This window comes from Abiotrophia sp. HMSC24B09 (genome assembly GCF_001815865.1).
Lineage (GTDB): Bacteria > Bacillota > Bacilli > Lactobacillales > Aerococcaceae > Abiotrophia.
This window is the reverse complement of record NZ_KV822195.1, coordinates 405,526-430,937: the sequence shown is the minus strand read 5'-3', so window position 1 is coordinate 430,937 and position 25,412 is coordinate 405,526. Positions and strand designations below refer to the sequence as shown.

28 protein-coding genes and 1 pseudogene are annotated in these 25,412 nt (G+C 44.1%); 1 reads left to right on the top strand and 28 read right to left on the bottom strand.

Features of this window, described 5'->3' with window-relative positions; genetic code table 11:
* Nucleotides 1–7: 7 nt before the first annotated feature.
* Genes lepB through HMPREF3093_RS03175 form a run of 4 tightly spaced genes read right to left on the bottom strand, consistent with a single transcriptional unit; the run spans nt 8 to nt 3,014 of the window.
* The gene (gene lepB, locus HMPREF3093_RS03190; RefSeq protein WP_070755564.1) at nt 8–607 is read right to left on the bottom strand and encodes a signal peptidase I; all 600 of its coding nucleotides are present in this window, start codon (nt 605–607) and stop codon (nt 8–10) included.
* The gene (locus HMPREF3093_RS03185) at nt 604–2,028 is read right to left on the bottom strand and encodes a S41 family peptidase (protein ID WP_070755563.1); all 1,425 of its coding nucleotides are present in this window, start codon (nt 2,026–2,028) and stop codon (nt 604–606) included. The genes lepB and HMPREF3093_RS03185 overlap by 4 nt, the downstream gene beginning before the upstream one ends.
* Before the next feature lie 29 nt (nt 2,029–2,057).
* Nucleotides 2,058–2,780: a purine-nucleoside phosphorylase gene (gene deoD / locus HMPREF3093_RS03180; protein ID WP_070755562.1), complete on the bottom strand. Its 723-nt coding sequence runs from the start codon at nt 2,778–2,780 to the stop codon at nt 2,058–2,060.
* A gap of 15 nt (nt 2,781–2,795) precedes the next feature.
* A complete protein-coding gene (locus HMPREF3093_RS03175) occupies nt 2,796–3,014 on the bottom strand; it encodes a YozE family protein (protein ID WP_035364330.1) in 219 nt (72 codons plus the stop codon).
* A gap of 131 nt (nt 3,015–3,145) precedes the next feature.
* On the opposite strand from HMPREF3093_RS03175, the gene HMPREF3093_RS03170 reads away from it, so the two are divergent.
* On the top strand, nt 3,146–3,793 hold the full coding sequence (locus HMPREF3093_RS03170; RefSeq protein WP_070755561.1) for a PAQR family membrane homeostasis protein TrhA: 648 nt from the start codon (nt 3,146–3,148) through the stop codon (nt 3,791–3,793).
* Nucleotides 3,794–3,884: 91 nt separating this feature from the next.
* On the opposite strand, the gene HMPREF3093_RS03165 is transcribed toward HMPREF3093_RS03170, so the two are convergent.
* From HMPREF3093_RS03165 to HMPREF3093_RS03050, 24 genes and pseudogenes are all read right to left on the bottom strand, one after another.
* Nucleotides 3,885–4,691 carry a ferredoxin reductase gene (locus tag HMPREF3093_RS03165; protein WP_070755675.1) on the bottom strand — a complete coding sequence of 269 codons (807 nt, stop codon included), beginning with the start codon at nt 4,689–4,691 and terminating at the stop codon, nt 3,885–3,887.
* Nucleotides 4,692–4,780: 89 nt separating this feature from the next.
* Nucleotides 4,781–5,344: a TetR/AcrR family transcriptional regulator gene (locus tag HMPREF3093_RS03160; protein WP_180363252.1), complete on the bottom strand. Its 564-nt coding sequence runs from the start codon at nt 5,342–5,344 to the stop codon at nt 4,781–4,783.
* Between the two features lie 147 nt (nt 5,345–5,491).
* On the bottom strand, nt 5,492–6,193 hold the full coding sequence (locus HMPREF3093_RS03155) for an LrgB family protein (protein ID WP_070755559.1): 702 nt from the start codon (nt 6,191–6,193) through the stop codon (nt 5,492–5,494).
* Entirely contained in the window at nt 6,194–6,589 is a 396-nt protein-coding gene (locus HMPREF3093_RS03150; protein ID WP_070755558.1) for a CidA/LrgA family protein, read from the bottom strand.
* 96 nt (nt 6,590–6,685) lie between these two features.
* Complete coding sequence (gpmA, locus tag HMPREF3093_RS03145) at nt 6,686–7,438, bottom strand: 2,3-diphosphoglycerate-dependent phosphoglycerate mutase (protein ID WP_070755557.1); 753 nt, start codon at nt 7,436–7,438, stop codon at nt 6,686–6,688.
* Nucleotides 7,439–7,449: 11 nt separating this feature from the next.
* On the bottom strand, nt 7,450–8,196 hold the full coding sequence (locus HMPREF3093_RS03140) for a class I SAM-dependent methyltransferase (protein WP_083316253.1): 747 nt from the start codon (nt 8,194–8,196) through the stop codon (nt 7,450–7,452).
* A 2-nt stretch (nt 8,197–8,198) separates the two neighbouring features.
* Nucleotides 8,199–8,612 (bottom strand): hypothetical protein, encoded by a 414-nt coding sequence (locus tag HMPREF3093_RS03135; RefSeq protein WP_070755555.1) that lies wholly within the window; start codon nt 8,610–8,612, stop codon nt 8,199–8,201.
* On the bottom strand, nt 8,606–9,037 hold the full coding sequence (locus tag HMPREF3093_RS03130) for a hypothetical protein (RefSeq protein ID WP_143227639.1): 432 nt from the start codon (nt 9,035–9,037) through the stop codon (nt 8,606–8,608). Before HMPREF3093_RS03130 ends, HMPREF3093_RS03135 begins: the two co-directional genes overlap by 7 nt.
* A gap of 70 nt (nt 9,038–9,107) precedes the next feature.
* Nucleotides 9,108–9,797, bottom strand: coding sequence for an amino acid ABC transporter permease (locus tag HMPREF3093_RS03125; protein ID WP_070755553.1), 690 nt, complete (start codon nt 9,795–9,797; stop codon nt 9,108–9,110).
* A gap of 1 nt (nt 9,798) precedes the next feature.
* Nucleotides 9,799–10,692, bottom strand: coding sequence for a transporter substrate-binding domain-containing protein (locus HMPREF3093_RS03120; protein WP_070755552.1), 894 nt, complete (start codon nt 10,690–10,692; stop codon nt 9,799–9,801).
* Between the two features lie 175 nt (nt 10,693–10,867).
* Nucleotides 10,868–11,050, bottom strand: coding sequence for a twin-arginine translocase TatA/TatE family subunit (locus HMPREF3093_RS03115; protein WP_023390673.1), 183 nt, complete (start codon nt 11,048–11,050; stop codon nt 10,868–10,870).
* A complete protein-coding gene (gene tatC / locus HMPREF3093_RS03110; protein WP_070755551.1) occupies nt 11,034–11,771 on the bottom strand; it encodes a twin-arginine translocase subunit TatC in 738 nt (245 codons plus the stop codon). Before tatC ends, HMPREF3093_RS03115 begins: the two co-directional genes overlap by 17 nt.
* Nucleotides 11,764–13,437 carry an FTR1 family iron permease gene (locus HMPREF3093_RS03105; protein WP_180363251.1) on the bottom strand — a complete coding sequence of 558 codons (1,674 nt, stop codon included), beginning with the start codon at nt 13,435–13,437 and terminating at the stop codon, nt 11,764–11,766. The genes tatC and HMPREF3093_RS03105 overlap by 8 nt, the downstream gene beginning before the upstream one ends.
* A gap of 22 nt (nt 13,438–13,459) precedes the next feature.
* Nucleotides 13,460–14,701: an iron uptake transporter deferrochelatase/peroxidase subunit gene (gene efeB, locus HMPREF3093_RS03100; RefSeq protein WP_257244488.1), complete on the bottom strand. Its 1,242-nt coding sequence runs from the start codon at nt 14,699–14,701 to the stop codon at nt 13,460–13,462.
* Nucleotides 14,691–15,431, bottom strand: a pseudogene (locus HMPREF3093_RS03095) (EfeM/EfeO family lipoprotein); the annotation flags it as partial. The gene efeB and the pseudogene HMPREF3093_RS03095, both read right to left, overlap by 11 nt.
* 311 nt (nt 15,432–15,742) lie before the next feature.
* Nucleotides 15,743–16,693, bottom strand: a complete 951-nt coding sequence (gene pip, locus HMPREF3093_RS03090; protein WP_070755548.1) for a prolyl aminopeptidase — start codon at nt 16,691–16,693, stop codon at nt 15,743–15,745.
* Nucleotides 16,687–17,196, bottom strand: coding sequence for a dihydrofolate reductase (locus HMPREF3093_RS03085; RefSeq protein WP_070755547.1), 510 nt, complete (start codon nt 17,194–17,196; stop codon nt 16,687–16,689). The genes pip and HMPREF3093_RS03085 overlap by 7 nt, the downstream gene beginning before the upstream one ends.
* Before the next feature lie 32 nt (nt 17,197–17,228).
* Nucleotides 17,229–18,170, bottom strand: a complete 942-nt coding sequence (locus tag HMPREF3093_RS03080; RefSeq protein ID WP_070755546.1) for a thymidylate synthase — start codon at nt 18,168–18,170, stop codon at nt 17,229–17,231.
* A gap of 37 nt (nt 18,171–18,207) precedes the next feature.
* Nucleotides 18,208–20,082: an ABC-F family ATP-binding cassette domain-containing protein gene (locus HMPREF3093_RS03075; protein WP_070755545.1), complete on the bottom strand. Its 1,875-nt coding sequence runs from the start codon at nt 20,080–20,082 to the stop codon at nt 18,208–18,210.
* A gap of 69 nt (nt 20,083–20,151) precedes the next feature.
* Nucleotides 20,152–21,864, bottom strand: coding sequence for an ABC transporter ATP-binding protein (locus tag HMPREF3093_RS03070; protein ID WP_070755544.1), 1,713 nt, complete (start codon nt 21,862–21,864; stop codon nt 20,152–20,154).
* Nucleotides 21,865–21,957: 93 nt separating this feature from the next.
* Complete coding sequence (locus HMPREF3093_RS03065; RefSeq protein ID WP_070755543.1) at nt 21,958–22,794, bottom strand: LicD family protein; 837 nt, start codon at nt 22,792–22,794, stop codon at nt 21,958–21,960.
* Nucleotides 22,795–22,821: 27 nt separating this feature from the next.
* Nucleotides 22,822–23,850, bottom strand: a complete 1,029-nt coding sequence (locus HMPREF3093_RS03060; RefSeq protein WP_070755542.1) for a zinc-binding dehydrogenase — start codon at nt 23,848–23,850, stop codon at nt 22,822–22,824.
* A 1-nt stretch (nt 23,851) separates the two neighbouring features.
* Nucleotides 23,852–24,559 (bottom strand): IspD/TarI family cytidylyltransferase, encoded by a 708-nt coding sequence (locus HMPREF3093_RS03055; protein ID WP_070755541.1) that lies wholly within the window; start codon nt 24,557–24,559, stop codon nt 23,852–23,854.
* A gap of 159 nt (nt 24,560–24,718) precedes the next feature.
* Nucleotides 24,719–25,411, bottom strand: coding sequence for a sugar phosphate nucleotidyltransferase (locus tag HMPREF3093_RS03050; protein WP_070755540.1), 693 nt, complete (start codon nt 25,409–25,411; stop codon nt 24,719–24,721).
* Nucleotide 25,412 lies beyond the last annotated feature (1 nt).

The window sequence follows — 25,412 nt, the reverse complement described above, 5'->3', positions numbered from 1 at the left end:
ACATAGTTTAGGGTGCGCTAATAGACAAGGAGCCATCTGCTTGTAGCTGATATTGCGCCATGCGTCGCATTTGATTGAAAGGCCAATAAACTAGGTCAGCTTTGCCCTGAACCGAAGCAATTGGGACTAGACCAAACTGACGACTATCCCCTGATCCTGGTCGGTTATCCCCCATAACAAAATAATATCCTTCAGGAATAGACTCGATTCCCAAGGTATCCCACAAGGAAAAGTCTTGAGTAAATGGATGGCTATCAGCTTGAGATTTATTTGGTTCCAGGTATGGCTCCGGTACTGGCAAGTCATTGAGATAGAGTTGGTCATTCTTCACCTGCAAATGATCACCAGGCAAACCAATAACCCGCTTAACATAGGAATTTCCTGACCCTTTCGGATCAGGAAATACCACTACATCAAAGCGATTAATCTTAGCACTAGGAAAGAGCAACATGTGCTCTCCATGATGGAGGGTTGCCTCCATAGAATGGCCATCAACCTGAAAAGGCTGCAGAATATACTGCCGAATACCTGTTAGGATTAAGACGGCAATCATGAGATAGAAGACCACATTGACCAAGTCACGGCCTAATTTTCTTAGTGATCTCATGAGTTATTTCCTTGCTTAAGTACTTCTTTGGCCTTGTCGTACTGCGCATCATGAGTCTTGAGATAATCACGGGTTGCCTCGTTGAGGGCATCTGCTGTCTTACCAGTTACTTGCCCATCTTCAGTCAATCCCTTATCCTTTTGGAAGGCCTTGACAGCAGCTTCCATCTTGTCATCAAAGTATTCAGTAGACTCTAATTCATAGCCTAAAGCTTTAAGAATTAAGGCCAGATTTTTTACTCCGTCATTAGATTGGCCTTTGGCAAGGGTATCATCATAGCTGAGGCTAACTGCCTTAGCCACCGGTTCTTGTTCGACAGCAACTGTCGGCTCAATCCCTTGTTTATGAATCCAATCACCTTTTGGCGTTAGCCATTTAGCAATCGTTAACTTCAATTCGCCAAGATCTGATTGATTAAGAACTTGTTGAACCGTCCCCTTACCAAAGGTCTTCTCGCCTACTAAATCATGTTTGGTGTTTTCCTTAATTGCAGCAGCTAAAATTTCACTAGCAGATGCTGAACCACCATCTACCAAGAAGACGTAAGGTTCTGTGATTTTAAAGTCTCCATAAAGCTTGGTATCAGCAGAAAAGACGGTCGGATCACTGCCACGTTCTTGGGTTTGGAGGATGACATCGCCATCTTTTAAGAACATATTCCCAATAGCCAGCGCCTGACTTAAGAGGCCACCTGGGTCATTACGCAAGTCAAAGATAAAGCTCTTAGCACCGTCTTCACGGGCTTTCTTAACGGCATTTTCCAATTCCTTGGCGGTATTTTCACCAAATTGGATAATTTTGATGTGGGCAATGGTCTTGTCTTGCTCATCCAAATTGCTAGTAACGGAATAATTTGGAATAGTGTCGCGAGTCAACTTGACATCAAAATTTGACCCGCCGCGACGAATGACTAGTTTAACTTCAGAACCCTTAGGGCCACGGATAAGTTTCATGACTTCTTGGGTCGTCTTGTCCTTAAGCTCTGTCCCATCTACACTGACAATGACGTCATTTGGCTGCAAACCTGCTTTAGAGGCAGGTGTATCATCAAGGGCACTAATAACAACCATTTCGCCACCTTTGACTTGGAATTGAACCCCAATCCCTTCAAAGGAATCACTCATGGCATTATCGAAGGCGGTTGATTCTTCCTTGTTAAAATACTCTGAATAGGGGTCTTCTGTGGCAGACACCATACCTTTCAGGGCACCTTCTAAAATCTTCTCTTTGTCAATTTCTTCAATGTAGCCTTCACGAATAGAACGATAGACTTCCTGAATTTTCTGAATGTCTTCATCTGAAAGCTGTTCTTTTGAGCCAAAGAGGCTAAATGGTGCAGCTGTCACTGGAACAGTTGTTGAAAGTACACTGGTTGTTACTAGTAAGGCAGAGAACCATTTCAATCCTTTGCTTAACTTCATCGAATCCCTTCTTTCCAAGAATATTGAGTTTATTTGCTTTGAAGCGCGTAAGCTGTTTCTAAGGCAACTTCCATCATTTGTGTGAAAGTTGTTTGGCGTTCTTCAGCCGTTGTTTCTTCACCTGTAATTAAGTGGTCACTAATCGTACACATAGCCAAGGCTTGACGGTTGTGTTTAGCTGCCACGGCATAGAGCCCCGCTGCTTCCATTTCCACAGCTAAAACCCCATAACGAGCTAGTTTGCCCTTGTCCATCTCTTCATTATAGAAACGATCGCTAGATAAAATATTACCGACATGGATATTTTCCTTAGGTAATTTTTCTGCTGCTAGATGATAAGCAGTATCTAGAACCTTGAAATCAGCTAAGGCTGCAAAGGAGACTTGCCCATTAAAGATATTGGTTAAGCAGCTAGAGTCAGTCGTCGCCCCTTGGCCAAAGACGATATCCCGAACTTTGACAGATTCTTTCATCCCACCAGCGGTCCCAATGCGGATAATCGTCTTAACACCATAGCTTTGGTAGAGTTCTTCAGCGTAAATCATGGCTGAAGGAATCCCCATACCAGAACCTTGAACAGAAACTGGAACCCCCTTGTAGGTCCCAGTAAAACCGAACATGTTGCGTACCGTATTATAACGCGTCACATTCTCCAGGAAGGTTTCAGCAATATATTGGGCCCGCAATGGATCCCCCGGGAATAAAACTACTTCAGCGATTTGGCCTTCTTGGGCTGCAATATGAATCGACATAAAATTCAATCCTTTCTATTTGTGGTAAAGATACTGTTGCCACGCATCATCAAAGATGGACAATAGACGTGAATAATGAGGGCTGTCTTCCATGTAACGTGAGATTTCGTCAAATTCGTCGCTACGCTTAGGAAACCCTTGATCTGAGTGGATAGCATTCGCCAAGCGACTCATGGGGTCCTTGGCTCCATAGTCCACTGAACGAGAAATATAATCGTAAAAACTCTTTGCCATTAGGCCCTCCTTCGTGTCTGTATATACCCATTCTACCAAAAAAAGGCCACAAGATGCAAAACATAGTCCCTAAGGCTTTAACTTTCTTTCTCAGTATATTTAGGGTACAATGATAGAAAAGGAGGGAAAACATGAAAGAAACACTCAAATTATCCTATACTAAACAGGTCCTCATTGAAGTTCTCAATGCTGCAACTCATGGTATTGGCGCCCTCTTAAGCATTATTGCCACGGTTGCGCTCATACTCAAAGGCGTCCAACATGGCTCACACTTAGAGATTGTCTCCTATGCGATCTATGGAGCTAGCCTCTTCTTATTATTCTTAAATTCAACCCTTTATCATTCCTTTAGCCTGACTCGCTATAAAGATGTCTTCCAAAAGATTGACCATTCTTCTATCTACCTTTTAATCGCGGGGACTTACACTCCCTACCTCATGGTTTCAATCGGGGGACTTGTGGGCTATGGTTTCCTAGCGCTTGTCTGGGCCTTGGCTATTGGAGGCATTATCTTCGAAGTCTCTGCTATCGGCCGATGGCCAAAACTCAGCACCTTCCTCTACCTTGGATTAGGCTGGCTTAGTGTCTTTATCATCTATCCCTTAGCTCAATCCATTCCCTTGACCGGGATTCTGCTCTTGGCTTTGGGCGGTGTCACTTACTCACTAGGAACGATTTTTTATCGTATGAAAGACAACAAATGGATGCATATCATTTGGCACCTTTTCGTATTAGGCGGCGCCGTCTTCATGTTTTATAGCATTCTATACTATGTGTAAAAACAAAATCCAATGGTCAGGCAACCATTGGATTTTTTTCATCCCTTTTTCACTCTCAAGAGCCATTAAAGTCTAGTCTTTAATTTACAGACTATTTTAAGCCCCTAAATCGACTAGTTTTTATCTTCTTCTTATCAATTCCCTTATCCTCAAGGAATTTGGTCATAGCATTCACATCATTGGCCTGCCCCGCTAATAGATAAGTCGCATCATTACCATAGCGCTCAACTGCGTCACTTAAATAGTCCTGACTTTGAGAAAGACTCGAGCTGCTCTCATAGCTTAGATTTGCATGATTTTTAGCTGAATCTTCCAGTTCATTGTTAAAGACCATCACCCCTTTACTAAAATGACTCAAGACCAATTCGCGTTTACCTAGCTCTTCTTTGATAATTGGGCGAATGGCCGCAATGCCGACATCTGAGGCAAAACATACGAAGGCTTTATTGCTATCCGCCGTGGATAAGGTTGAGTCCAACCAACTTAACTCTACTTTGCTTCCCGCCGGCAAATTAGTTAGATTTTTTTTGTATGGACTGCCATTATTATGAGTCAAAATTAAAATTTCATCTTCATTTGAACTTGAAGCAATCGTTAGCCAACGGCTACTTTCCCCATCTTTAGCTTGGCTTTTGCTTGCCCCCGTTACAACCTCGCTAGAGGTTTGATGATTATCTATACTATTTGGTAAAGAGATCTTAGCGTGAGCACCTGCTTTCCATTGCATGTTGTCAGGTTTAGCCAAGTGGATGAGGCTTAAATCCCCTTCTAGTTTATCAATAGAAAGGACAGATAGCGTTTGACCACGCCCAAGATAAGCGATAATGCCCCAAGCGATAATGCTTAAACTTACAATGACTGCTAGGATAGTGATTAACATCGTTTTACCTCTTTTCATTTCTTGTTTTTTCATGACTTTATCCTCCTAACGCCAGAATGAATATATATTATATTCATTCATTTTGCGGCGAAATAAAGAGCTACTCTTTATTTCAAGACTCCTTTAACGAAATTAGTTGCCAATATTTCAAGCGTTCTACTTAAATCTGGCACATCTTGTTCTGTAATTTGCATATCCATGTAATAGAATAAGTTGTAGACACGTAAAATATCCTGAATTTTATCTTGCGAGTAACCTTCTGCTAACATTCGACTGGTAAAAGTTTCGACTAAAAAATTGTGGAAAGGATTTGAGACTTTGCCTTCTTGGGAGGAATAATATCCATGTAATTCATCTGCGATTGCAGGATTATACCACTCCTTAAGGATTTTATTGGAAGAAACCAAGGAACGTGATCGGCCAAAAATTTGGCTAACTAGTTCAACCATGTCCATTTGCCAATCAATTTCTTCAATCATAGCTTGACGAGCGCGATTGTTCTCATCGATGTAGATATCCAAAAAAATGGCTTCTTTACTGTCATAATAGTTATAAAAAGAGCCGACTGCCATACTGGCCTGCTTGGCAATTTCTGAAATTCCTGTCGCTTTGTAGCCCTTTTTAGAAAAAACTTCATAAGCGGCTAACTTTAGGGCTTGTTTTTTATCCACTGCTATCCTGCCTCCTTTTATATACATGAGTGAATATATTTTGTATTCATTCATATTCTATAATAGAAAATCTAGCTTGTCAATCATAATCCTCTCTCATAACAATTAAATCCTAGTACTTGTAGCACTAGAATTTAAATCACTCTATTAGTTTGACAAGATAAGTGCCGCAATCAATGGGCTAATAAAGACATAGAGCAAACCCGTCACACCAATTGCCAGACCGGCCATGGCGCCTGCGACTTGACCATATTTGAAAGCTGTCCCGGTCCCCACTGCGTGTCCCGTTCCGCCTAAGGCTAGCCCAACTGCTACATGATCTTCAATCTTCAAAACTTTTAAGACAACAGGCCCCAGAACGCTTGTCAAAATCCCAGTAGCCACTACAACCACTAAGGTCACTGTTGTTATGCCTTGCATCTTGTCGATAATCCCCACCGCCATAGCGGTTGTAACTGATTTAGGGAAAAGCGAAATTGCCAGGAAGAAATCCATACCAAAAAGCTTAGCAAGGAGTGCAGTAAATGTCGTATTAATTAACACCGCAATTGAAGTCCCTAAGAGAATACTGCGTATATGGTGTTTCATCAAGTGGAAGGTTTTATAAAGCGGAATACCCAAAGCTACTGTCGAAGGCACAATCAGAGTGTTAAGATAACTGCCTCCCACGTAATAAGCGTGATAAGGAATGCCGGTTAGCTTGAGTACTACAATAATTAAGATAGTTGCAATCAGAAGTGGCGTCGTCAATGGGTGAGGCCAACGTCGATTGAGTCGCATACCAAGATAGTAAGCTAGAATTGATAGTCCAAGACCAAATAAGGGATTTTCCCAAAAATTAGCAGTCACCTAGTTTACCTCCTCAGTAAAGTCGTCCACAAAACGATCCTCGTAGTTGCCTTCATAGCGGTTCTTAACATAATTAACCACTAAGGCAATGACCACAATATTAAGTACAATAGCACCTACTATGATGAGCACAATTGGTCCTAGAAAAGGCGCAATGACCTCATAACGGTCCATAATCCCGACAGCAGCCGGTAGAAAGAGAATGGTCATATTAGCCAAGAGAAAGTTACCCACTGCATTGACATGACGCAAACGCAGGAGCTTAAATTCAAGGGCTAAAAATAGGAGGATTAAGCCTATAATAGAGCCGGGGATTGGTAATTGAAAATAAGTCGAAATCCCCTCCCCTATAAAGGCTAATAAGACAATAATCATGAACTGGACATAAAGTTTCACAATGAATCCCCCTCTTCTCACAATACAAGTTTACCCTTTTTCAGCCAGATTGCAAGCCAAAAAAGGATTGGCACTTAAGTCCAATCCTTCACCTGCTTAATGGGCGAGCTTACCTTGGTTAGCTACGGCAGACATTTTAGCTGCCAAGGCCTCTTGGTCACCTAGGTAATAATGTTTAATGGCTTGGAAGTTATCATCAAATTCATAAACAAGTGGTACACCTGTCGGAATATTCACTTCCATAATCTGATCTGCGCTTAGTTTATCAAAATACTTAACGAGCGCACGAAGTGAGTTACCGTGTGCGGCAATAATGATGCGCTGTCCTTCTGCCATTTGTGGCCGAATCACTGTTTCAAAGTAAGGGACAACCCGCTCGATGGTAGTTGCAAGACTTTCCGCCAACGGCAGACTTTCCTCTGTAGGCACACGTCGGTATTGGTCTTGCAAACGTGGATTACGATTATCACTAGCTTCTAGGCTTGGTGGTAATACATCAAAGGAACGGCGCCAGATTTTAACCTGCTCTTCGCCATATTTTTCTGCCGTCTCAACCTTATTCAAGCCTTGTAGGGCGCCATAATGGCGCTCATTTAACTGCCAAGCCTTATGGACTGGCAGCCAAGACCGGTCTAGCTCATTCAGAACAGCATCCAAAGTGTGAATGGCCCGTTTAAGATAGCTTGTATAGGCTAAATCAAAGTCAAAGCCTGCTGCCTTGAGCTGGCGCCCTGCTTCATGTGCTTCAGCCAAACCTTTGTCGGTCAGTTCTACATCGGTCCAACCTGTAAAGAGGTTAAGCCGGTTCCACTCACTTTCGCCATGACGAATTAAAACTAATTGTTTCATAAAATCTCCTCCTAACATTGGTAGTAGCCATAATGGAATTTGGTATTAGGTCGTTTGATACGTGTCAGACCTAAGTCTTCAAAAATAGGGTCTTGATAGTGGGCTTTGACAACGACGCGGTGTCTTGCTACCCGCTTGGCCTGTTCCAAGGTTTCTTCAGTCAAGGGTTGCCGATTAGCTAAGAGGCGAATACCATCTAAGTTCTTGGATTCTTCAATGCCCACCTTAAACATTGGATCAAAGTAGACACAGTCTATACTCTTATCTTTTGCTTGAGCAAGATAGGTTTGATAATCCTGACAGTAAGTCACCAAGCCTCTCATAGCCTGAGTAAAACGACTATCTTCCATAACAAAACGAGACAAGCCATCGCTAACAATCAAATGCACCAAGGGATTAAACTCTAAGGCAGTGACCTGGTAGCCAAAATACTGCATCACTAGACTATCACTGGCCATCCCCATGGTGGAATCCAGGACACTAGCACCAGTTGGACAAGCTAGGGCTTCCAACAAAGGGTCGCGGCCGTTAAGTACCCTGAGCCAGGCTGTATTGGGATGGAAGAAGAGTTTCTGACCCTCCGCATCATAGTAGATTAACTCATTCTTGTTAAGGACTAAGGCACCCTCTGCCTGGCAATAGATTTGCTTCATGGTACGCTTACCACGGTCTTGATAGATTCCACCGTATAGTTGGGCCAACTCCTGGGCGCGCTTTACTAAGCCTGGCTCTTTGTCAATAGCCGTTGTGACAATCAAGGTTATGCTTCCACCTCTTCCTGACCTTGGTCTTGGGAGAAAAAGAGGGTGCGTAACTCATGCCAGGTCCATTGAACCCAGAAGTTGCAAACTGTCACGAAAAAAGCAAAGATAAGTAAGATCACAATTAAAACCTGAATACCAAAGAGCCAAGTCTTAAAATCTGAAAAGTTAGTAAGTACTTGGATGCTTTCCCAAGACAAGGTTCTTCTAAGGCTAAGTCCAGGGAAGCTAGCAGAGGCCATCAACCGAATATCCATCATGTATGCGATGGCAATAAAACCTATGACAATCGATAAGGCGATGATTTGGAGGATAGACTTTTCCTTAAAGCTCAGATAGTGTCGCTCGCGACTAGGAATTCGGGTTCGCTTCTTTTTATTCTTATTTTTTCTGTGGTTGGGTCGTTTTACCATGCCTTGCCCTCCTTTCTAGTTTTTCCCTTAATTGTCTGCCATATATCAAAGGCTAAATAGATTAGATGGGATGTCACCATATAAAAAATGAAAATAACAATTAGGACCGCTATAAGAGTCAATAGATAACTGAAAGATTCTGACTCAAGCATCTTTAAGTCCATTAGGCGGTTTACATCATCATGGAAAATGAAATGTACCTTCCTGACTGGAACGGGCCAACGACTGAGATAGAAAGCCCAACTTATGATCAGTGTCAAGGCAATTGATAACCAAAACATCGCCCATTCTCTGGAATTACGAGGAATTTTGCGGTCTACAGGCCAACCAAACCTTACTGCCTTTTTTTGCTGCTTATTGCCCATAGCTGCCTTTACCTCTTTCCTCTTTACTTTAAGTCTAGCACTTTCAATCAGACTTTTCAATTCAAGCAACCCCCTCATCATCTATAGAAAAGAGCCCCTTAAAACTAAGGGACTCTTTCTCTACATTTCATTAAATATCTAGGGCAAATCGACGTTCTAACTTGGCTTGAAGCAAGGAATATGCCGTACAAATTAACCAATAGATGACTGCTACCAAGATATACATGGTCATGAAGTCATGTTCTGAGGCTCCCACCACTTTAGCCTTCTGGAATATCTCCGGCACACTAATAATGGCGGCAATCGAAGAGGATTTAACCAAATCTAGCATGACATTGGATAGTGGTGGAATGGCTAGACGTGTAGCCTGAGGTATCACCACATAGCGAAGTGACTGTCGATAGCTCAGGCCGACAGCAAAGGCTGCTTCCCATTGACCTTTTTCCACGCCTTCAATACCGGCACGAATAATTTCAGCCGTGTAGGCAGAAGCCGTAATGGACAGACCCAAAATGGCAGCCGTGAAGGCCGACATGACAATCCCCATTAGTGGTAAGCCATAATAGATAAAGAACAAAGTAACTAGAAGTGGCACACCACGGAAAAAGGAAATATAGGCAATTGCAATAGCGCGTAAGCCACGCAAAGGTGCTAAACGCAAGAGTGCTAGGCAAAGTCCTCCAAGCGTGGCTAAAAGAAAGCTAGCTAAAGACAAAGTCAACGTATTGCCCAGACCTTGTAGTACTGTTGGCAGTCCTTTGAGCGCCAATTCTGGATTAAAGATATAGTGCCACTTGATAGTCAAGAGCCAATGGGTCATCTTAACGATCCACTTCCACTACAGGAAGATCTTTAAGCTTCTTGCCCCCGATTTCTTCCTTCTCAGTTGAAACATCTTCCCCTTCATAGAACTTCTTAGAAAGTTCTGCCAAGGAACCGTCTTTACGCATTTCTTCTAATACTTGGTTGATTTTTTCTTGTAAGGTTACAGATTCCTTGTTAAGTACGAAGGCTGCCTTACTTGGGTTATAGAAGACATTCCCTACCTTAGTCTTGAAGTCTGGGAAGAGCTTGTTGGCATTCTTAATGGCAATGGTTTGGACATAGTAATCATTTGGAATAAAGTCAGTCCGACCATTGTGAATGTCCGCAATGTATTGTTCCAAGGTCCCGTTGTCATAGGTTACAGCTTCCGCACCTTTTGCTTCAGCAATGGCCATGTACTTGGTGGTCGCTTCCCCAGCTGCCTTCTTGCCTTTGAAATCATCTAAGGATTTAATGCCAGAATCGTCGGACTCACGAACTACAATAGAACCGAAGCTATATTTAATTGGTGTTGAGAAAAGGAATTCTTTTTCACGTTTAGGTGTGATGTCGTAGTCGTTGGCTACAATATCCGCTTGACCTGACTTAATGGCTGTTAACATGCCATCTGTGTTCATTTCCTTAAATTCGAGTTCAAGGTTCAATTTTTCAGCAACCTTACGCAAGATTTCAATATCATAACCTGTTAAGACATCTTTACCCTCTACTTCTGAGTGGAAAGTTGATGGGTAGTAAGCCCCTGAAGTTGCTACAACAATTTTACCTGATTTTTGGATGCGATCCCAAGACTCATCCGCTGCGCTTACTTGGTGCACTGGCGCCAATAAAGCTCCCCCTAAAGTAATCAGGCTAGCAGCAGCCACAAGTTTCTTCCATTTCACATTCACCATAATAAACCTCCTAGGTTTTAAGATTTGATTTCATTCTAGCATCTAGAACAGTTACTTTCAACTGTTCTGCTCAACAAATATCGACAAACTAGGCTGTTCCACACATAAAATAAAACAGTTTTACTATCTGTATCAAAACAAAAGAGGAGCTTGGCTCCTCTTTTCTTATCACAAACTATTGATCTTTTTCTTGCTTTTTATCGTCATCCGTCAGTTCATGGACGGTACGTTTGAACGACACAAACATTTTACCAATCGACTCTCCAAGTTCTGGTAATCGCTTAGGACCAAAAATCAAGAGCGCACCTAAGACAATTAAAATTAAACCTGGCGCCCCAATATCACGAAGTAATCCCATCTTGCTTTCCTCCTCTTCTCTTACGATACAAAATCCAATGGCTAATTAAAATACTAATCTCATAGAGTCCCACCAGAGGTACTAACATGGCCAGGTCGCTGACAAAATCAGCTGGCGTTAAGACAACAGCCAATACCAAGAGCACAAAGTAAGCATAGCGACGATAAGCGCTCAACCACTTAGGTGATAGCAAGCCTATATGGGTCAAAAAAGCGACTAAGACTGGCATCTCAAATAGAAAACCTAATGGCAAGGTCACGCCAAAGATGAAATCCAAATAGTTTCCCACTGTAAGCCGCGTTTCGAAGAGCTCTTGACTCCAATTCAAGAGCACCTGTAACAAGGCAGGAGCCACCAAGTAAAAGCCAAAAGCTAATCCCATAATAAAGCAAAGAAAGACAGCTGGCAAGTACCAATAAATGGCACGCAACTCCTCTTGTTTGAGAGCCGGCTTGACATAGGCCCAAATCTGATAGCTAACAAAAGGCAGATTAGCGCTTAAGGCTACTAAACTAGCTACTTTTACATAGAGCCAGAGAATTTCATTAGGTCCCAAGGCCAAGAGTGGTTGGTCCAAAAATTGCGTCACTAAATGATAGAAAGGATCTACCAAGAAAATCCCCAGGCAAAACCAGAGAACAAACCAGATGAGGGAAGCAATCAAGCGAGACCTAAATTCTGCCAAATGGCCTACTAGACTGAGATGCTTGCTATCAGCCATCTGCCTTCTCCCCTTTCGACACTAGGAAGAAGATGAGCACCAAGCCCAAAAGGTATAGAGCCTGGCTAGCCACCGTCCACCAAGTTGGGTAAAATCCTAGCCATTCGATGGCCTGTAAGTTGCCCCATACAATTGGATTGGCAGGCAAATACTGGGTGACAATAAGCGTATGGATGCTGACTCCCAAAATCTTGAAGGCCAAGACATAAATCCCAATAGTGAGTATCTTAAAGAGCCAAGGAAGTGATAAGCGATTGGCTAGGTACTTGAGTACCAACCAGACAAGCGCTAAAATCAGCGTAGCTAGGCTAATCCCTAGCAGCATCTCCCAGAAGGAAATCTTAGACAGTATACCCACTAGGAAGAGAATCGTCTCTGCCCCTTCGCGGAAAACAGCTAAGAAACTGACCCCAAATAGGGTCCAAAGGCGTCCAGTTCTTTGATAAGCTGCCAGTTGGCGATCAATATAGGCTTGCCATGAAGCTAGGCTTGAGCTCCGATGTAGCCAAATCCCTACTAGGGTTAAGGTCACCACCGCAAAGAAGCCAGTGACTGCTTCAATGAGCTCTCGCGCCACACCAGAAAAAATAGTGGGTAGGAGCGCCGTTAAAGCCAAAGCCAAGGCAATACTTGCTAAGAGTCCAGTGCCTGTCCCAGCATATACATAAGCTAGGGGTCGTTTGGCCTTAAGTGACTTCAGACTTGCAACTAAAGCAAGTACAATCAACATGGCCTCTAACCCTTCACGCAAGACAATCAGCGTAACATCCCAGTAGGAATACTGGCTAGACTTATTGATCTGCTTAAGTTCATCTATTAGAGATTGTAGCTTGGCTTGGTAAGTCGGATCCTGTCCCTTAACCATAATGACGGGCGTTTCTTGCTCAACTCGGGTGTAGAGTCTATAATTTCGAGTCGAGACCTCGCCTTCAATGCTAGGCCAGAGTTCAATGAAGGATTGCATGAGTTGCTTGGCTTGGTTGGTCTGTCCTTTAGTAAAGGCGTCTTTGGCTCTATCTAAAAGTTGCAAACCATCTTTCAAGCTAGCCCCATTTGTGGTTGAAACTGCACTAGCCTCAGTGCCTGTCAGAAAGTCTTGAATGGCTTGCTTCAAGCTACCACTATTCACCTCAATAACTTGGTAATCGACCGGCTCCAACTCTATCGCAGCCCGTAGCAAGGCCAAGGCTGTTTCAATTCGATTGTAATGGGCGCTAGAAGTTGACCGAACAATGCTTTCATTTGCGGTCCAACCACTATTGACTTGCTTATAAGCCAGTTTAACTGCTTCAATATCTTGCTTGGCAATGGCACTCTCTAATTGATTGAACAGAGGCGTCATTCTTTTCTCAAGCTTAGTCTTAGCAGCAGACTCATCCACTGGATTCTGTTCCTTGTCGAAAGCCAAGAGTGCACGCGAAATGGTCACAAGATTTTCATGAGTCAAATCTGCTTTAGCTGCCTCAATGGCTGACTTAGTTGCTTGACCCGCCGGGCTAGTCGCCTGACTTTCCTTGGCAAAAGAGCTGTCTAAAGCCTCTAGTTTTTGCTGAGCCAGACTGGAGTCACCCTCTTCTAGCGCCTGAGTCGCTTCTGTCACTTGAATAAAATAGGGCTGCAAATCCGTCTTAGCACTAACTAAAGGACTAAAAAACAAAATCGCCATCAAGGCTAGGCAGCTAACGAATCTATTCAAATAAGCTTTGACCAAGATAGCCACCCTCTTCTACTCCCGGGAGGATAGCAAAGAGGCCACTCCCTACATGGGTAATGTATTCATTTAATTTGTCTTTGGTCCCTAGATTCTTCTGAACTTTAATAAATTGTTGGGGATCCTTTTGGAAGGAAATAAAGAGCAAACCCGCATCAAATTGCCCCGTACGTGGATCAATACCGTTAGCATAAGAAAATGCCCTGCGGTATATTTCTTCCCCAACTTCTTTGGCTAGACGCACATGACAATCTTCTGGAATCACAAGGTTGCCCTTGTCATCTTTGAGTTCCAGATCTACCGGATCAAATTCATCAACTGCCCCAAGAGGCGCCCCACTGTCGCGATGACGTCCAAAAGTATTCTCTTGTTCCTTAAGGCTGGTCCGATCCCAAGTTTCAAGATGCATCTGCACACGCCGCACAATCAGATAGGTCCCATTTTTCATCCAATTGTCTTGGTCACACCAAATCACACGGTCAAAATCATCTTGACTGGTTACATTAGCGGTTCCGTCCTTAAAGCCAAAGAGATTACGAGGGATAGAACCCTGGCTAGTAATCGCGGCGTAGCCTGTCTGGCTCCATTTAAGGGTTAAATGTTCGCGCCCCTTGCGAAGCAAGTTGCGAACCGCATGAAAGGCCACCTGGGCATCTTCAGCACAAGCCTGGATACAAATATCTCCGCCTGTAAAAGCTTCCTGCAATTGGTCACGTGCGAACTTAGGTAGATCCTCAAGCTCAGGCAATTTTTTGCCAGTTAAATTTAGTTTTTCTAAGAAACTAGGGCTGACCCCTACTGTAATGGTAAGGCGTTCAGTCCCCATGCCGACCGCCTCACCGGTATCGGTAGGCGGTAGCATGGTATTCGATTTATAAGCCTCAACCAGCTTACCCTGCATCATGCGAGCAATATAAGTTGTCCAAGACTTGAAAATACTACGTATTGTCTCCAAATCTTCCGTCGCCAAATCCAAAACGGCAAAATAGACCTGACGTTGGATGGGGGTGGTGATGCCTGACTGACGCGTACCATAAAATGGAATGGCTTGGTTGGCGTCTTCTTGGGCTATAGCATCCTTGGGTGATGCCCCACCAAAAAGTAATTTCATGATGCTCGGAGCCATCATGGCTCCTGCCCCCATCATGCCCGCCTTCTTAATAAAATCGCGACGGGAAATAGGTTTGTCATACCATTTTTCGTCTGCTTTAGCGACCACTCTCATCAGCCTCCAAGATAACGGCCATTTGCGATAGGGGTTCCCCTAACTTAGTGACTGCCTCAGCTAGGGCCTTGGTTTCTTTCTCGTTTAATTCTGTATAGAGTTTGTAGTGGTCAGCATCCACTTTGTGGCTAGCCAAGAGATTATTGACTGCCTTGAATTTTTCAGTTAGGTTCTTGGCCAATTCAGAATCCTTAGCAGAAATTTTGTCTTTAAAGATGTTAAAAATCTTTTCGGCTCCCGCAATATTAGCTTCAAAATCATAGAGATCTGTATGAGAATAGATTTCTTCTTCGCCGGTGATCTTGCTAGTAGCCACCTCATTTAGTAAGTCCACGGCGCCTGTCAGCATGTTTTCAGGTGTTACCTCAACTGTCGCGACTTTGGCCTTAAGCTCCTTAATATCATCTACTAGCTGCTTTGCATAGGACACTGCAGGCTCAGTCTTGCCCTCTTCCCACAGGATTTGTTCAATTTTGTGGAATCCAGACCAACCTTCTTCAGTTTGATTATCCTCTACATAGTCTGCTAGACGGTAGTCAATTTTAACATCAGATTCTGCAAAAAGCTCAGCGATAGGTTCTGACCGCTCATAGGCCTTACGAATCAATGGATAAACTTTCTTAGCTTCATCCAACTTACCCTCTTGAATTAGCTTAGCAAAGTTTTCAGTATCTTTTAGAAGCTGGTCAATTTCTGCACTAACAAACTTCTTGTAAGCCTCAGTCTCAGCACTTAAATCTACTGATTAAGCAGAGCTTGACTCCTCAGCTAATACAGAATAGCTAGTTAATGAAACAGTGGCTACTTGAGCTCCTAGTAGAGTGAGGACTGCTAACTTCTTCCAATTCTTCTTCATTTACTTTCCCGCCTTTGTCGATAGATTTCTTGATAAGACTATCATACCCTATTGTAGTAAGAAAGAATACCCTTTCTAAATAAAAGAGAATTAGTTCTACTAAGGAATTACTTATTATAATGCCGAACGAACGATCTACTAATACAAAAAAACGACCTGTTATAAGGTCGTTTAGCTCTCTATGACATTTGGACTTGTTTAATAGCTTCCATTGCCCCTAGTAAGGCCTCAAAGAGTGGCGCATCCTGAGGCGAATGGCCTGCTTCTTCGACAATTTGGAACTTAGCATGAGGACAAGCCTGTGCTAAGGCATAGGCCCCACTCGGACGGCAATCGACATCATAACGGCCATGGAAAATTGACATAGGAATCTCCTTGAGTAGATGAGCACGATTAAGGATGTAGTTATCTTCACCCCAGAACATTTTGTTAGCAAAATAATGGGCTTCTAGCAGGCCGAGAGAGCGGTCAACTGGCGCTAGCTCTGCATCTGGAGCAGGGAAATTTGGTCGGAGTGTAATAACGGAACCTTCCCAGGCACTCCAACGTTTCATGGCTTCTTCTGCTAGGTCCTGATCACCCCCAATCATCCGGCGATAGTAGGCTGCTACTAAATCACCTTGTTCCTCTTGGGGGATAAAATCTCTAAACAAGGCAAAGGCTTCAGGGTAGAACTCGCTAGCGCCAAACTGGAAGAGCCAATCAGAATCTTCTTGGCGCCCCAAGAAAATTCCGCGCAGTATCAAGCTCTTAACCCGCTCTGCATGATGAATGGCATAGGTCAAAGCCAAGGTCGAGCCATAGCTACCTCCAAATACATGCCAGTCCTCAATGTCGAGTGTCTGTCGAATAATCTCCAAGTCAGCCACACTATCCAAGACTGTATTCGCCTCAAGGGATAGGAAGGGCTGACTTTTGCCACAACCACGTTGATCAACTAGCACAATCCGGTAAAATTCAGGATCGAAGAAACGCCGGGACGACTCCCCAACCTGCCCACCAGGACCACCGTGCAAGAAGACTACTGGACAACCTTGAGGGTTGCCTGCTTCTTCCACATATAAGGTATGTCCACAACCAACCGGAATATGATGGCTGGCAAAAACTGGTGTATTAAGATAACCTAGCATGATTTTCCCTCCTTGGAGCGACGGACCCACCATTCAAATTGGTGAGCATATTGATTTTTATCATCAACGAGTCCTTCTTGAATTTCTACACATTGCCACTGGTCTTGATCTAGGTCAGCGACGAAGGTATCTGCCGGAAAAGTTGCCTTAATCTGCGTACGAATAACTCGGTCTGCTAAAGGCAATATGGCAGCAAAAATTTCTGCGCCCCCGATGACCATGACTTCTTGATCTTGCGCCAAGCTTTTGATTTCTTCTAAGTCATGAACACGGTGTAGGCCTTCAATTTCGGACTTATAGTCTTCTTGGCGAGTCAAGACATAACTAGTTCGCCCTGGTAAGAGACGGCAGCCCATGGATTCAAAGGTCCTGCGCCCCATCAAAATAGCATGACCGAGTGTCACTTGCTTAAAAAACTTGAGGTCATTGGGCAAGTGCCAAGGCAGTTGATTTTGATAACCAATCCCGCCCGCTTGGTCTTGGGCATATACAAGAGTCAGCATGGTGTTTTTCTTCCTTTCTATGTAAGGATGTTTTAGACGGCAATCGGCGCCTTAATGGTTGGCCAAGGCTCATAGCCTTGTAGTCGAATTTGGTCAGTAGAGACTTGATCAAATTGCTCGAAATCGTCAATTTCCAATTGTGGCAGTAGTTTAGGCTCTCGGCTCAAGAGGGTCTCCGCCGCCTCCAAATGATTGAGATAGAGATGAGCATCCCCCAAGGTATGCACAAAGTCCCCCACCTCTAGACCACATTCTTTGGCAATCAAATGGGTTAAGAGCGCATAGGAAGCAATGTTAAAAGGCACACCTAAGAAAACATCAGCACTACGTTGGTAGAGCTGGCAGGATAACTTGCCATCATGCACATAAAACTGGAAGAGTGTGTGACAAGGTGGCAAAGCCATACTAGGCACATCCTCAGGGTTCCAGGCTGACACAATTAGGCGTCTAGAATCAGGAGAATGCTTAATCATGTCAATGAGCTGGCTAATTTGGTCCAAAGTCTCACCATTTCGGAGAGGCCAAGAGCGCCATTGAGCACCGTAGACATTGCCTAAATTGCCGTAGCGTTCAGCAAAGTCATCATCAGTCAAAACTCGCTCATTAAAGGCTGCTAATTCCTGCTGGTAGATTTCATTAAAGTCTGGATCAGCGACTGCACGCAAACCAAAATCAGTCATATCAGGGCCATGATAGTCAGGAGACTCCACATAGCGTTTGAAGGCCCACTCGTCCCAAATGTGATTATTGTGTTCTAGTAAGTAGCGGACATTGGTATCACCACGTAAAAACCAGAGTAATTCGCTCTTAATCAAGCCAAAGGGTACACGTTTAGTCGTCACCATGGGAAAGCCTTGGCTCAAATCAAAACGCATCTGATAACCAAAAATACTTTTGGTCCCAACCCCAGTACGGTCAGTTTTAACATGACCCTCTGCTAGGATTTTTTTGACTAATTCTTGATATTGTTGCATATGCTTCTCCTTTGCTTGCCTTTTCTCTTACGGCGTCTTATGGCGCCAATTCACTTAAATAGTCATATCGCTCATAAAGATGATAGAGATGGGCTTCGGTCGCTTCCAATTCTTCTTGAAGACTCATTAATTGGCCAGCATCTTGACTGTTGGCCTCCATGTCTTCCTGAATCTGATTGAGACGGTTCTCAGCGGTTTCAATTGCCGCTTCAATACCTGCCCATTCCTTCTTCTCTTCATAGCTTAACTTTTTCTGTTCACGTTTTGGTTTAATGCTTGGAGCGGGCGCTACCTTTTCTTTTTCAGGGGCTGTCTGCTCCTTGGCAAGGTAGTCAGAATAACTGCCCCAATAGGTGGTATATGCCCCTTGCCCCTCTAAAATCAGGTACTGGTCTACTGTCTTATCTAAGAAATAACGGTCGTGAGACACCACGACGACAAGCCCTTCAAATTGAGCTAAGTAATCATCTAGGACAGTTAGGGTATCAATATCTAGGTCGTTAGTCGGCTCGTCTAAGAAGAGGACGTTGGGTTCCTGAATCAAGAGCGATAGTAAATATAACCGACGTTTTTCTCCCCCTGACAGGCTGGAAATGCTAGAGCCATGACTAACCCGAGGGAAATTGAATTGCTCTAACATCTGAGCTGCACTTTTGGTGCGTCCATCAGGACTGACAAAGTTATCGGCGATTTGTGTCAGATAGGCTAAAATCCGCATATCTCCCGGCAAATCTTGATCTAATTGGCGATAGTAGGCTAGCCGAACCGTCTGGCCTAGCTTCAAAGTCCCGGCCGCTAAGTTATGATAGCCTGCCAAAGTATTAAGGAAAGTGGTCTTGCCGACCCCATTAGCACCAATCAGCCCAATACGTTCGCCTTTGGTGAAGTGCTTAGTATAGTCTTGAACGACAACTTGCTGCCCCACTTCAATACGCGCCTGTTCCAACTCTATAACCTGATTGCCAATTCGTTGTTGATCAAATTCAAAGCCAGAGGTCTCTTGGCTATCTTGGCGAGAAGCAATTTCTCCCTTTAATTGGTCGAATCGCTCGATTCGGGCTTGCTGTTTAGTCGTTCTAGCCTTGGCGCCCTTTCGCATCCAAGCCAGTTCGGCTTGATAGAGCTTGTCTTGCTTGTCTTGCATTCTTTCTTCAAGCGCGAGTTCAGTTGCCTTTTTCTCTAAATAAGCTTGGTAGTTGCCACTATATTCGCGGAAACGCCCGTGTCTTAACTCGACAATCTTATTAACGGTTCGTTCCAAGAAATAACGATCATGGGTGACTAAGAGTAGTGCGCCTTTGTAGGAAGCAAGGTATTTTTCTAACCACTGCACAGAATTGATATCCAGATGGTTAGTCGGCTCATCTAAGATAAGCAAATCGGGTTCAGCAATGAGGACCTGGGCAATCCCAATTCTTTTCTGCTCCCCGCCCGAACAATCTCCCACTCGTTTATTGAGATTGACAAGGCCTAATTGAGTCAGGACGGTCTTAGCTTTGACTTCAATCTGCCAAGCATCTGCTTGGTTCATGGCTTCTGTAATGGTTTGAAAGGCTTCCTGTAGCTGGCTATTGTCAGGATCTGACAACAAGGCTAGATTGGCCACCTCATAGTCATGCAAGAGTTTCAATTCTGGCGTATCTCCCGCAAAGACCGTATCTAAAATAGTCTGGTTGGGATCTAAATCTGGATTCTGCGCCAAATAAGCTATGTGATAACCCTTTGGCTTGTCAATCGTCCCTTGGTCATAGTCGGTTTGGTCAGCTAGCACCTTCAAGAAGGAACTTTTACCGGTCCCGTTAGGTCCAATCAAGCCAATTCTATCCCCTGTCCGAATGGCAAAGTCGATGCCTGCCAACAAGGTTTTGGTCCCATAGGTTTTCTCTAATCCTGTGACTGCTAAGGTCTTCATGTCATCATTCCCTCATTGTAACTCTGTTTATTATAGCAAATTTGGCTGACTAAGTCTAAGCCCTATTATTTAGGCGAACTGGGCCCGATAAAGGGCCGCATAATGACCATCTAAAGCCAATAGTTCTTGGTGGCTACCGGATTCTACCACGCCCTCCTCAGTCACCACCACAATACGATCTACATGCTGAATGGTAGCTAAGCGATGGGCAATCACGAGACTGGTCCGACCTTTGGCTAATTGATCAAAGGACTGTTGGATATACTGCTCGGTTTTCGTATCTAAGGCGCTAGTTGCCTCATCTAAGATTAGTATGGAAGGATTCTTGAGGAAGATTCTCGCAATCGACAAACGTTGTTTTTGCCCACCAGATAAGCGAACACCTCGTTCCCCAATGGCAGTATCCAAGCCATCAGGTAATTGCTCGATGACTTGATCTAGTTTAGCCGCACGAATGGCCTCTTCCACCTCAGCCTCACTAGCATCTAAACGACCATAGAGGACATTCTCCCGAATAGTCCCATCGAACAAGAAAACATCCTGTTGAACAATCCCTATCTGCTGTCTGAGCGATGACAAGGTGTATTCCCGAATGTCCTTGCCATCTATCAAGACTTGACCCGACGTGACATCATAAAAACGCGGCAGGAGATTGACCATACTGGACTTACCTGCTCCACTTGGACCGACTAAAGCCACGCTCTCCCCGGGCGCAATGGACAGGTTTAATTGAGAAATAACGGGACGCCCCTCTTCATAGGCAAGTTCTACATTACGATAATCAATTTGTCCTTGGAAGTGTGGGGCTGGCTGGGCATCAGGCAGGTCCTGAACCGCCACCGGTTTAGCTAGCTCTTGTCTGAAACGTTTGAAGCCGGCAAAACCCTTGGGATAGGTTTCAATCATGATATTAATACTTTCAATCGGCTTAACAAAGGTATTAGCTAAAAGAACAAAACCTACCAATTGGCCTGTCGTTAGCTCCCCTTTGAGGGTGAAATAAGCCCCGGATACCAAGGCAATTAAGGTGATAATACGCATTAAGACATAGTTAAAGGCACTAGAAGCCGCCATGGTTCGATAGAATTTAAGTTTATTCTCGCGATAGTCTTGAATAAGTCCTTCAAAACGTTCTTCTTCATGGGCTTCATTGGCGAATGCCTTGACAACTCGGATGCCACTGAGGCTGTTGGATAAGCCGGCATTAAATTCTCCCAATTGACGATAGACTTGGCTATTAATACGTCCCATCTTCTTATTAAAGATAGCCAGCGCAACTCCCAAGATTGGCACCAGAATCACTGTCCCAATGGCTAATTGCTCATGGACCTGCAGCATAAGCCAAAAAGCCCCCACCAAACTCATCAGGGTAATGAATAAATCTTCAGGCCCATGATGGGCTAGCTCCCCGATTTCGAACAAGTCACTGGTTAGTCGCGACATGAGCTCCCCCGTCTGCTTATTATCAAAATACTCAAAGGACTGACTTTGGAAGTATTGGAAAAGCTGACGTCGCATATCGGTCTCAATGGTAATACCCAACTTATGCCCCAGATAGACTACAATGTACTTCATCACCATGTTGAAGAGATAAAAGGCAAGTAACAAGAGGCAGACCCAAATAACCGTCTGATAATGGCCTGTTGGTAAGATGGTGTCAATGACCCGATTGACAACAAATGGAAAAGTTAACTCTAACATAGCCGAAATTACGGCGCAGCCAAAGTCAATCATGAAGAGCTTCTTATAAGGCTTATAATAGGCAAAAAAATCGCGTAACACTCACATCATCCTTTCTCATAAAAAGGCTGACCCTCTGGCCAGCCTTGATTTGGCTAAAAACTGTTAATCTATAGCTAAGTTAGAGAGTTCCCCCTACTTCAGCTGACCGGTCTTGAGGTCATAATCAGTATAAGGTCGCTCCAAATCCAGCAATAAAGCATCGTGATGTGGCTTTTGATTCTGACTAGGCGGTGGCGTCATATAGTCGCCAAATGCCTCACTCAAATAGGCATCATAACCTGCTGGAATGGGCATTTCCGTCCCTTCAAAAGGCTTGAAGACAGCTTGATCAAAGGCCTCGATTGGATAGAGTTTGCTCATATAGTAAGGACCGGAACACAACTCAATACGGTAAGCCGCCTCTTGGCGAGTGATCTTAGTCATCTTTTTATGAGCGAGTGACCAGATCTTATAACGGAGTTTAGAACTTGGGACTAGACCTAGCAGCACTCGACTGCCCCAGGCCAAAAGGCCCCCATGCTTTTCAGGCACGGTTTGAGCGCAAAAGAGCGAATAGATTAAGGCCCAGACCTTCTGGGTCTTACGTTTCCAGGCTGAGGCCGGTGCATAGTCCAAAGGCAGTACATCTAAGGCCAGACCATGTGGCAAGTCTAAGTCAGCTTGATAAGGCTTGAGGCAAGTTGTCTGGCGGTCACGAATCGTGATGAAGAGGTTACGGTCGACATAGCCCTCATGAGACCGCGACAGAAAATAACGCGAATCTGCCTCTTTGGGCCAGAGTTCTGCCAAACGTTCATAGTCTTCCCTTGGCATAAAAAAGTCTAAATCATCATCCCATGGAATAAAGCCCTGATGACGCAAAGCCCCAATCGCTCCACCACCACACAAGTAGCATAAAAGATTATGCTTCTGGCAGAAGGCAACAAAGTATTGGGCCATTTCTAGGCTTTTGGCTTGAATGGGTTCCATCTAACCCCTCCTTCTTTTAATTGAACATTAGATATTCCACTTAGCCACCGTTTTAAATGGTGTCTTACGGTCTTCTTCGAAGAATTGATAGATATCCTTGACATCCTCTAAATCCCCTACTTGGTGGATAATCATCCGCAGTCTTGAGGAGACTTGTGGGTTTTCCATCAAGGCCACAGCTAATTGGAAGTCCTCACGCCCTGAGCGAGAAGAACCTACTAAGGTCAGCCCTTTTTCTAAGACATCACGGGTATTGACTGGCACTTCCGTCTCGGAAACCCCCATTAAAATCAGCGTTCCTTGAGGTTTAATATACTTAATAATGTCACGAATGGCTTCCTGACTGGCATCGCCACCCACACACTCAAAAGCATGGTCGAAGCTGAAATCTTCCGGAATATCTTGCAATTCATAGACTTCATCTACAAAGCTGAAAAGTCTTAATTTATCGTGGTTTTTACCTACTACAATAATCGTAGCATCTGGAAACTTAGCTCTTAAGACGGTAGCTTGGACAAAGGCTAGCGAACCTGATCCCCAGACCACGATTCGGTCACGCTTGGATAAGGCCATAGAGTCAAAACGACGGGCCCCGTGCGCCGCCACCGAGACAAACTCGGTCATCGCCGCTACCACATCTGGAATGCTATGATAGCCCACAACGCGGTCTAATGGTAAATGCACAAATTCCTGCATGAAACCATCGTAACCACTGGATAGGAAGTGAGTTCCTTCCACATAGTTCTCATAGAACTCACCCGAATGGTCAAAACCTTGCGGTGGCTGATTGGGAATCATGACGACCTTGTCCCCTACTTGATAGGTGCCGGTTTCGTCACGTACGACGATGCCGCAACACTCATGAATCAAGGCCATTGGTAGTTTTTGCTTAAGTACTTTGGCTGCACGCTTACCTTGGTAATAGCGTTGATCTGCATGGCAGAGGGCCATATAATTAGGACGCACCACGACTGGCTTAGCCAAGTCTGTCGACACATCTTCATACTTAACTGAGAAGAAGTATGGGCGAAGTAATTGATAGACGCGATTAATCACTTTAGATCTCTCCCAACATAGCTTCTGCAATTTTCAAATCGGTCACGGTCGTAATCTTCAAGTTAGAGTATTCCCCTTTTACTAGGCCAACACTTTTCCCTTTGAGGACAAAGACCTTGCAGGCATCGGTTAAAATCTCACGCTCGTCTTGACTGAGGCTAGCGAAGAGGCTATCAAACTGATTGATACGGAAGGTTTGAGGTGTCTGACCTTGGAACATGTGAGCCCGATTAGGAATAGAACTAATGGACTTACCGTCTTGGGATTCCACAATGGTATCGTTAGCCATGACCACTGTATCGGTCGCATCATAGTCAGCCATGACCTTGATGTTGTCTTGAATCATACGGTAAGAGACAAAAGGACGTACCGCATCATGAGTAATTAAAATAGCTTGGTCAGAGACAGGACCGGCCGCCTTAATATCTGCGATGATATTAAGGATACTATCATTCCGATCCCCACCCCCATCAACGCCTTTAATCTTAGACTCATGGCCTGGCAAGTGCTTATTTACTAAATCATTGAAGTAGACTAACCAGTTAGGATGTACGGCTACATAGACTTGGTCAATGTCTGGTACTACTAAGAATTTTTCGATGGTATGAATAATAATGGGCTTATTGCCTAACATGAGGAATTGCTTAGGCATATCTTGAATCCCCATTCTGGATCCAATGCCCCCTGCTAGAATACCTGCATAAATCATGCCTCTCTCTCCTTCTCACTATCGTAAAGTGTCTTTCTATCCTAATTATTATAGCACATCTTATATCGACACGCATGGAAAAGTCGTTAGCTTAAGCATTTTATTAAGAAATGATCACACATCCAAAACAAAAAAGCCAGACACTTGTCTGGCTTCTCGCTATTTTTTTGCTTCCATTTGCGAACGTAGCGCTTCTAAATCCTCTAGGCTATCAATTTCAAAGGTCCGATGGCCTTCAATTGGATAAACATGAACATCTAAATCAGCTAGGTTATCCTTGACCACATCATCCCAGTAGAGATTGGCATAATCTGCTTCTTGGTAGTAGCGCTCAATCAGTTGCTGTAGATGTTGGCCGTCTTTGGCACTCCAGTAAGAGACGCCAGACAGAATCCGCCCTTGACCACTTTCTACCGTAATGGCCGTTACGCGAAGGTCATCTTGCTGGTAATGCAAGACCCATTCATCCTTGAAGCCTTCTTTCGCTACCCCAAAGTAAAGGGAGCTTTCTGGTGCCGATAACAAGAAATTATCAACTAGGAAGTTATCAGCATCAATAACATAGGCATCACTCAAGTAGTGACGGACCAAGTACATGGTGTAGAAGTTATTGTAGCTTTCATATTGGGCATTGTGAATCAAGGTCACGCCATACTGGTCCTTCAGAAAATCGAATTTTTCAGCCAAGTACCCTGTCACAACAATAATGTCTTCAATCCCTTTAGCCCGCAAGAATTCAATCTGGCGCTCAATTAAGCTTGTACCAGCGACTTCAATTAAGGACTTAGGGGTTGTAAGGGTGATTGGCCGCAAGCGAGTTCCCATACCAGCGGCGAGAATTATTGCTTTCATA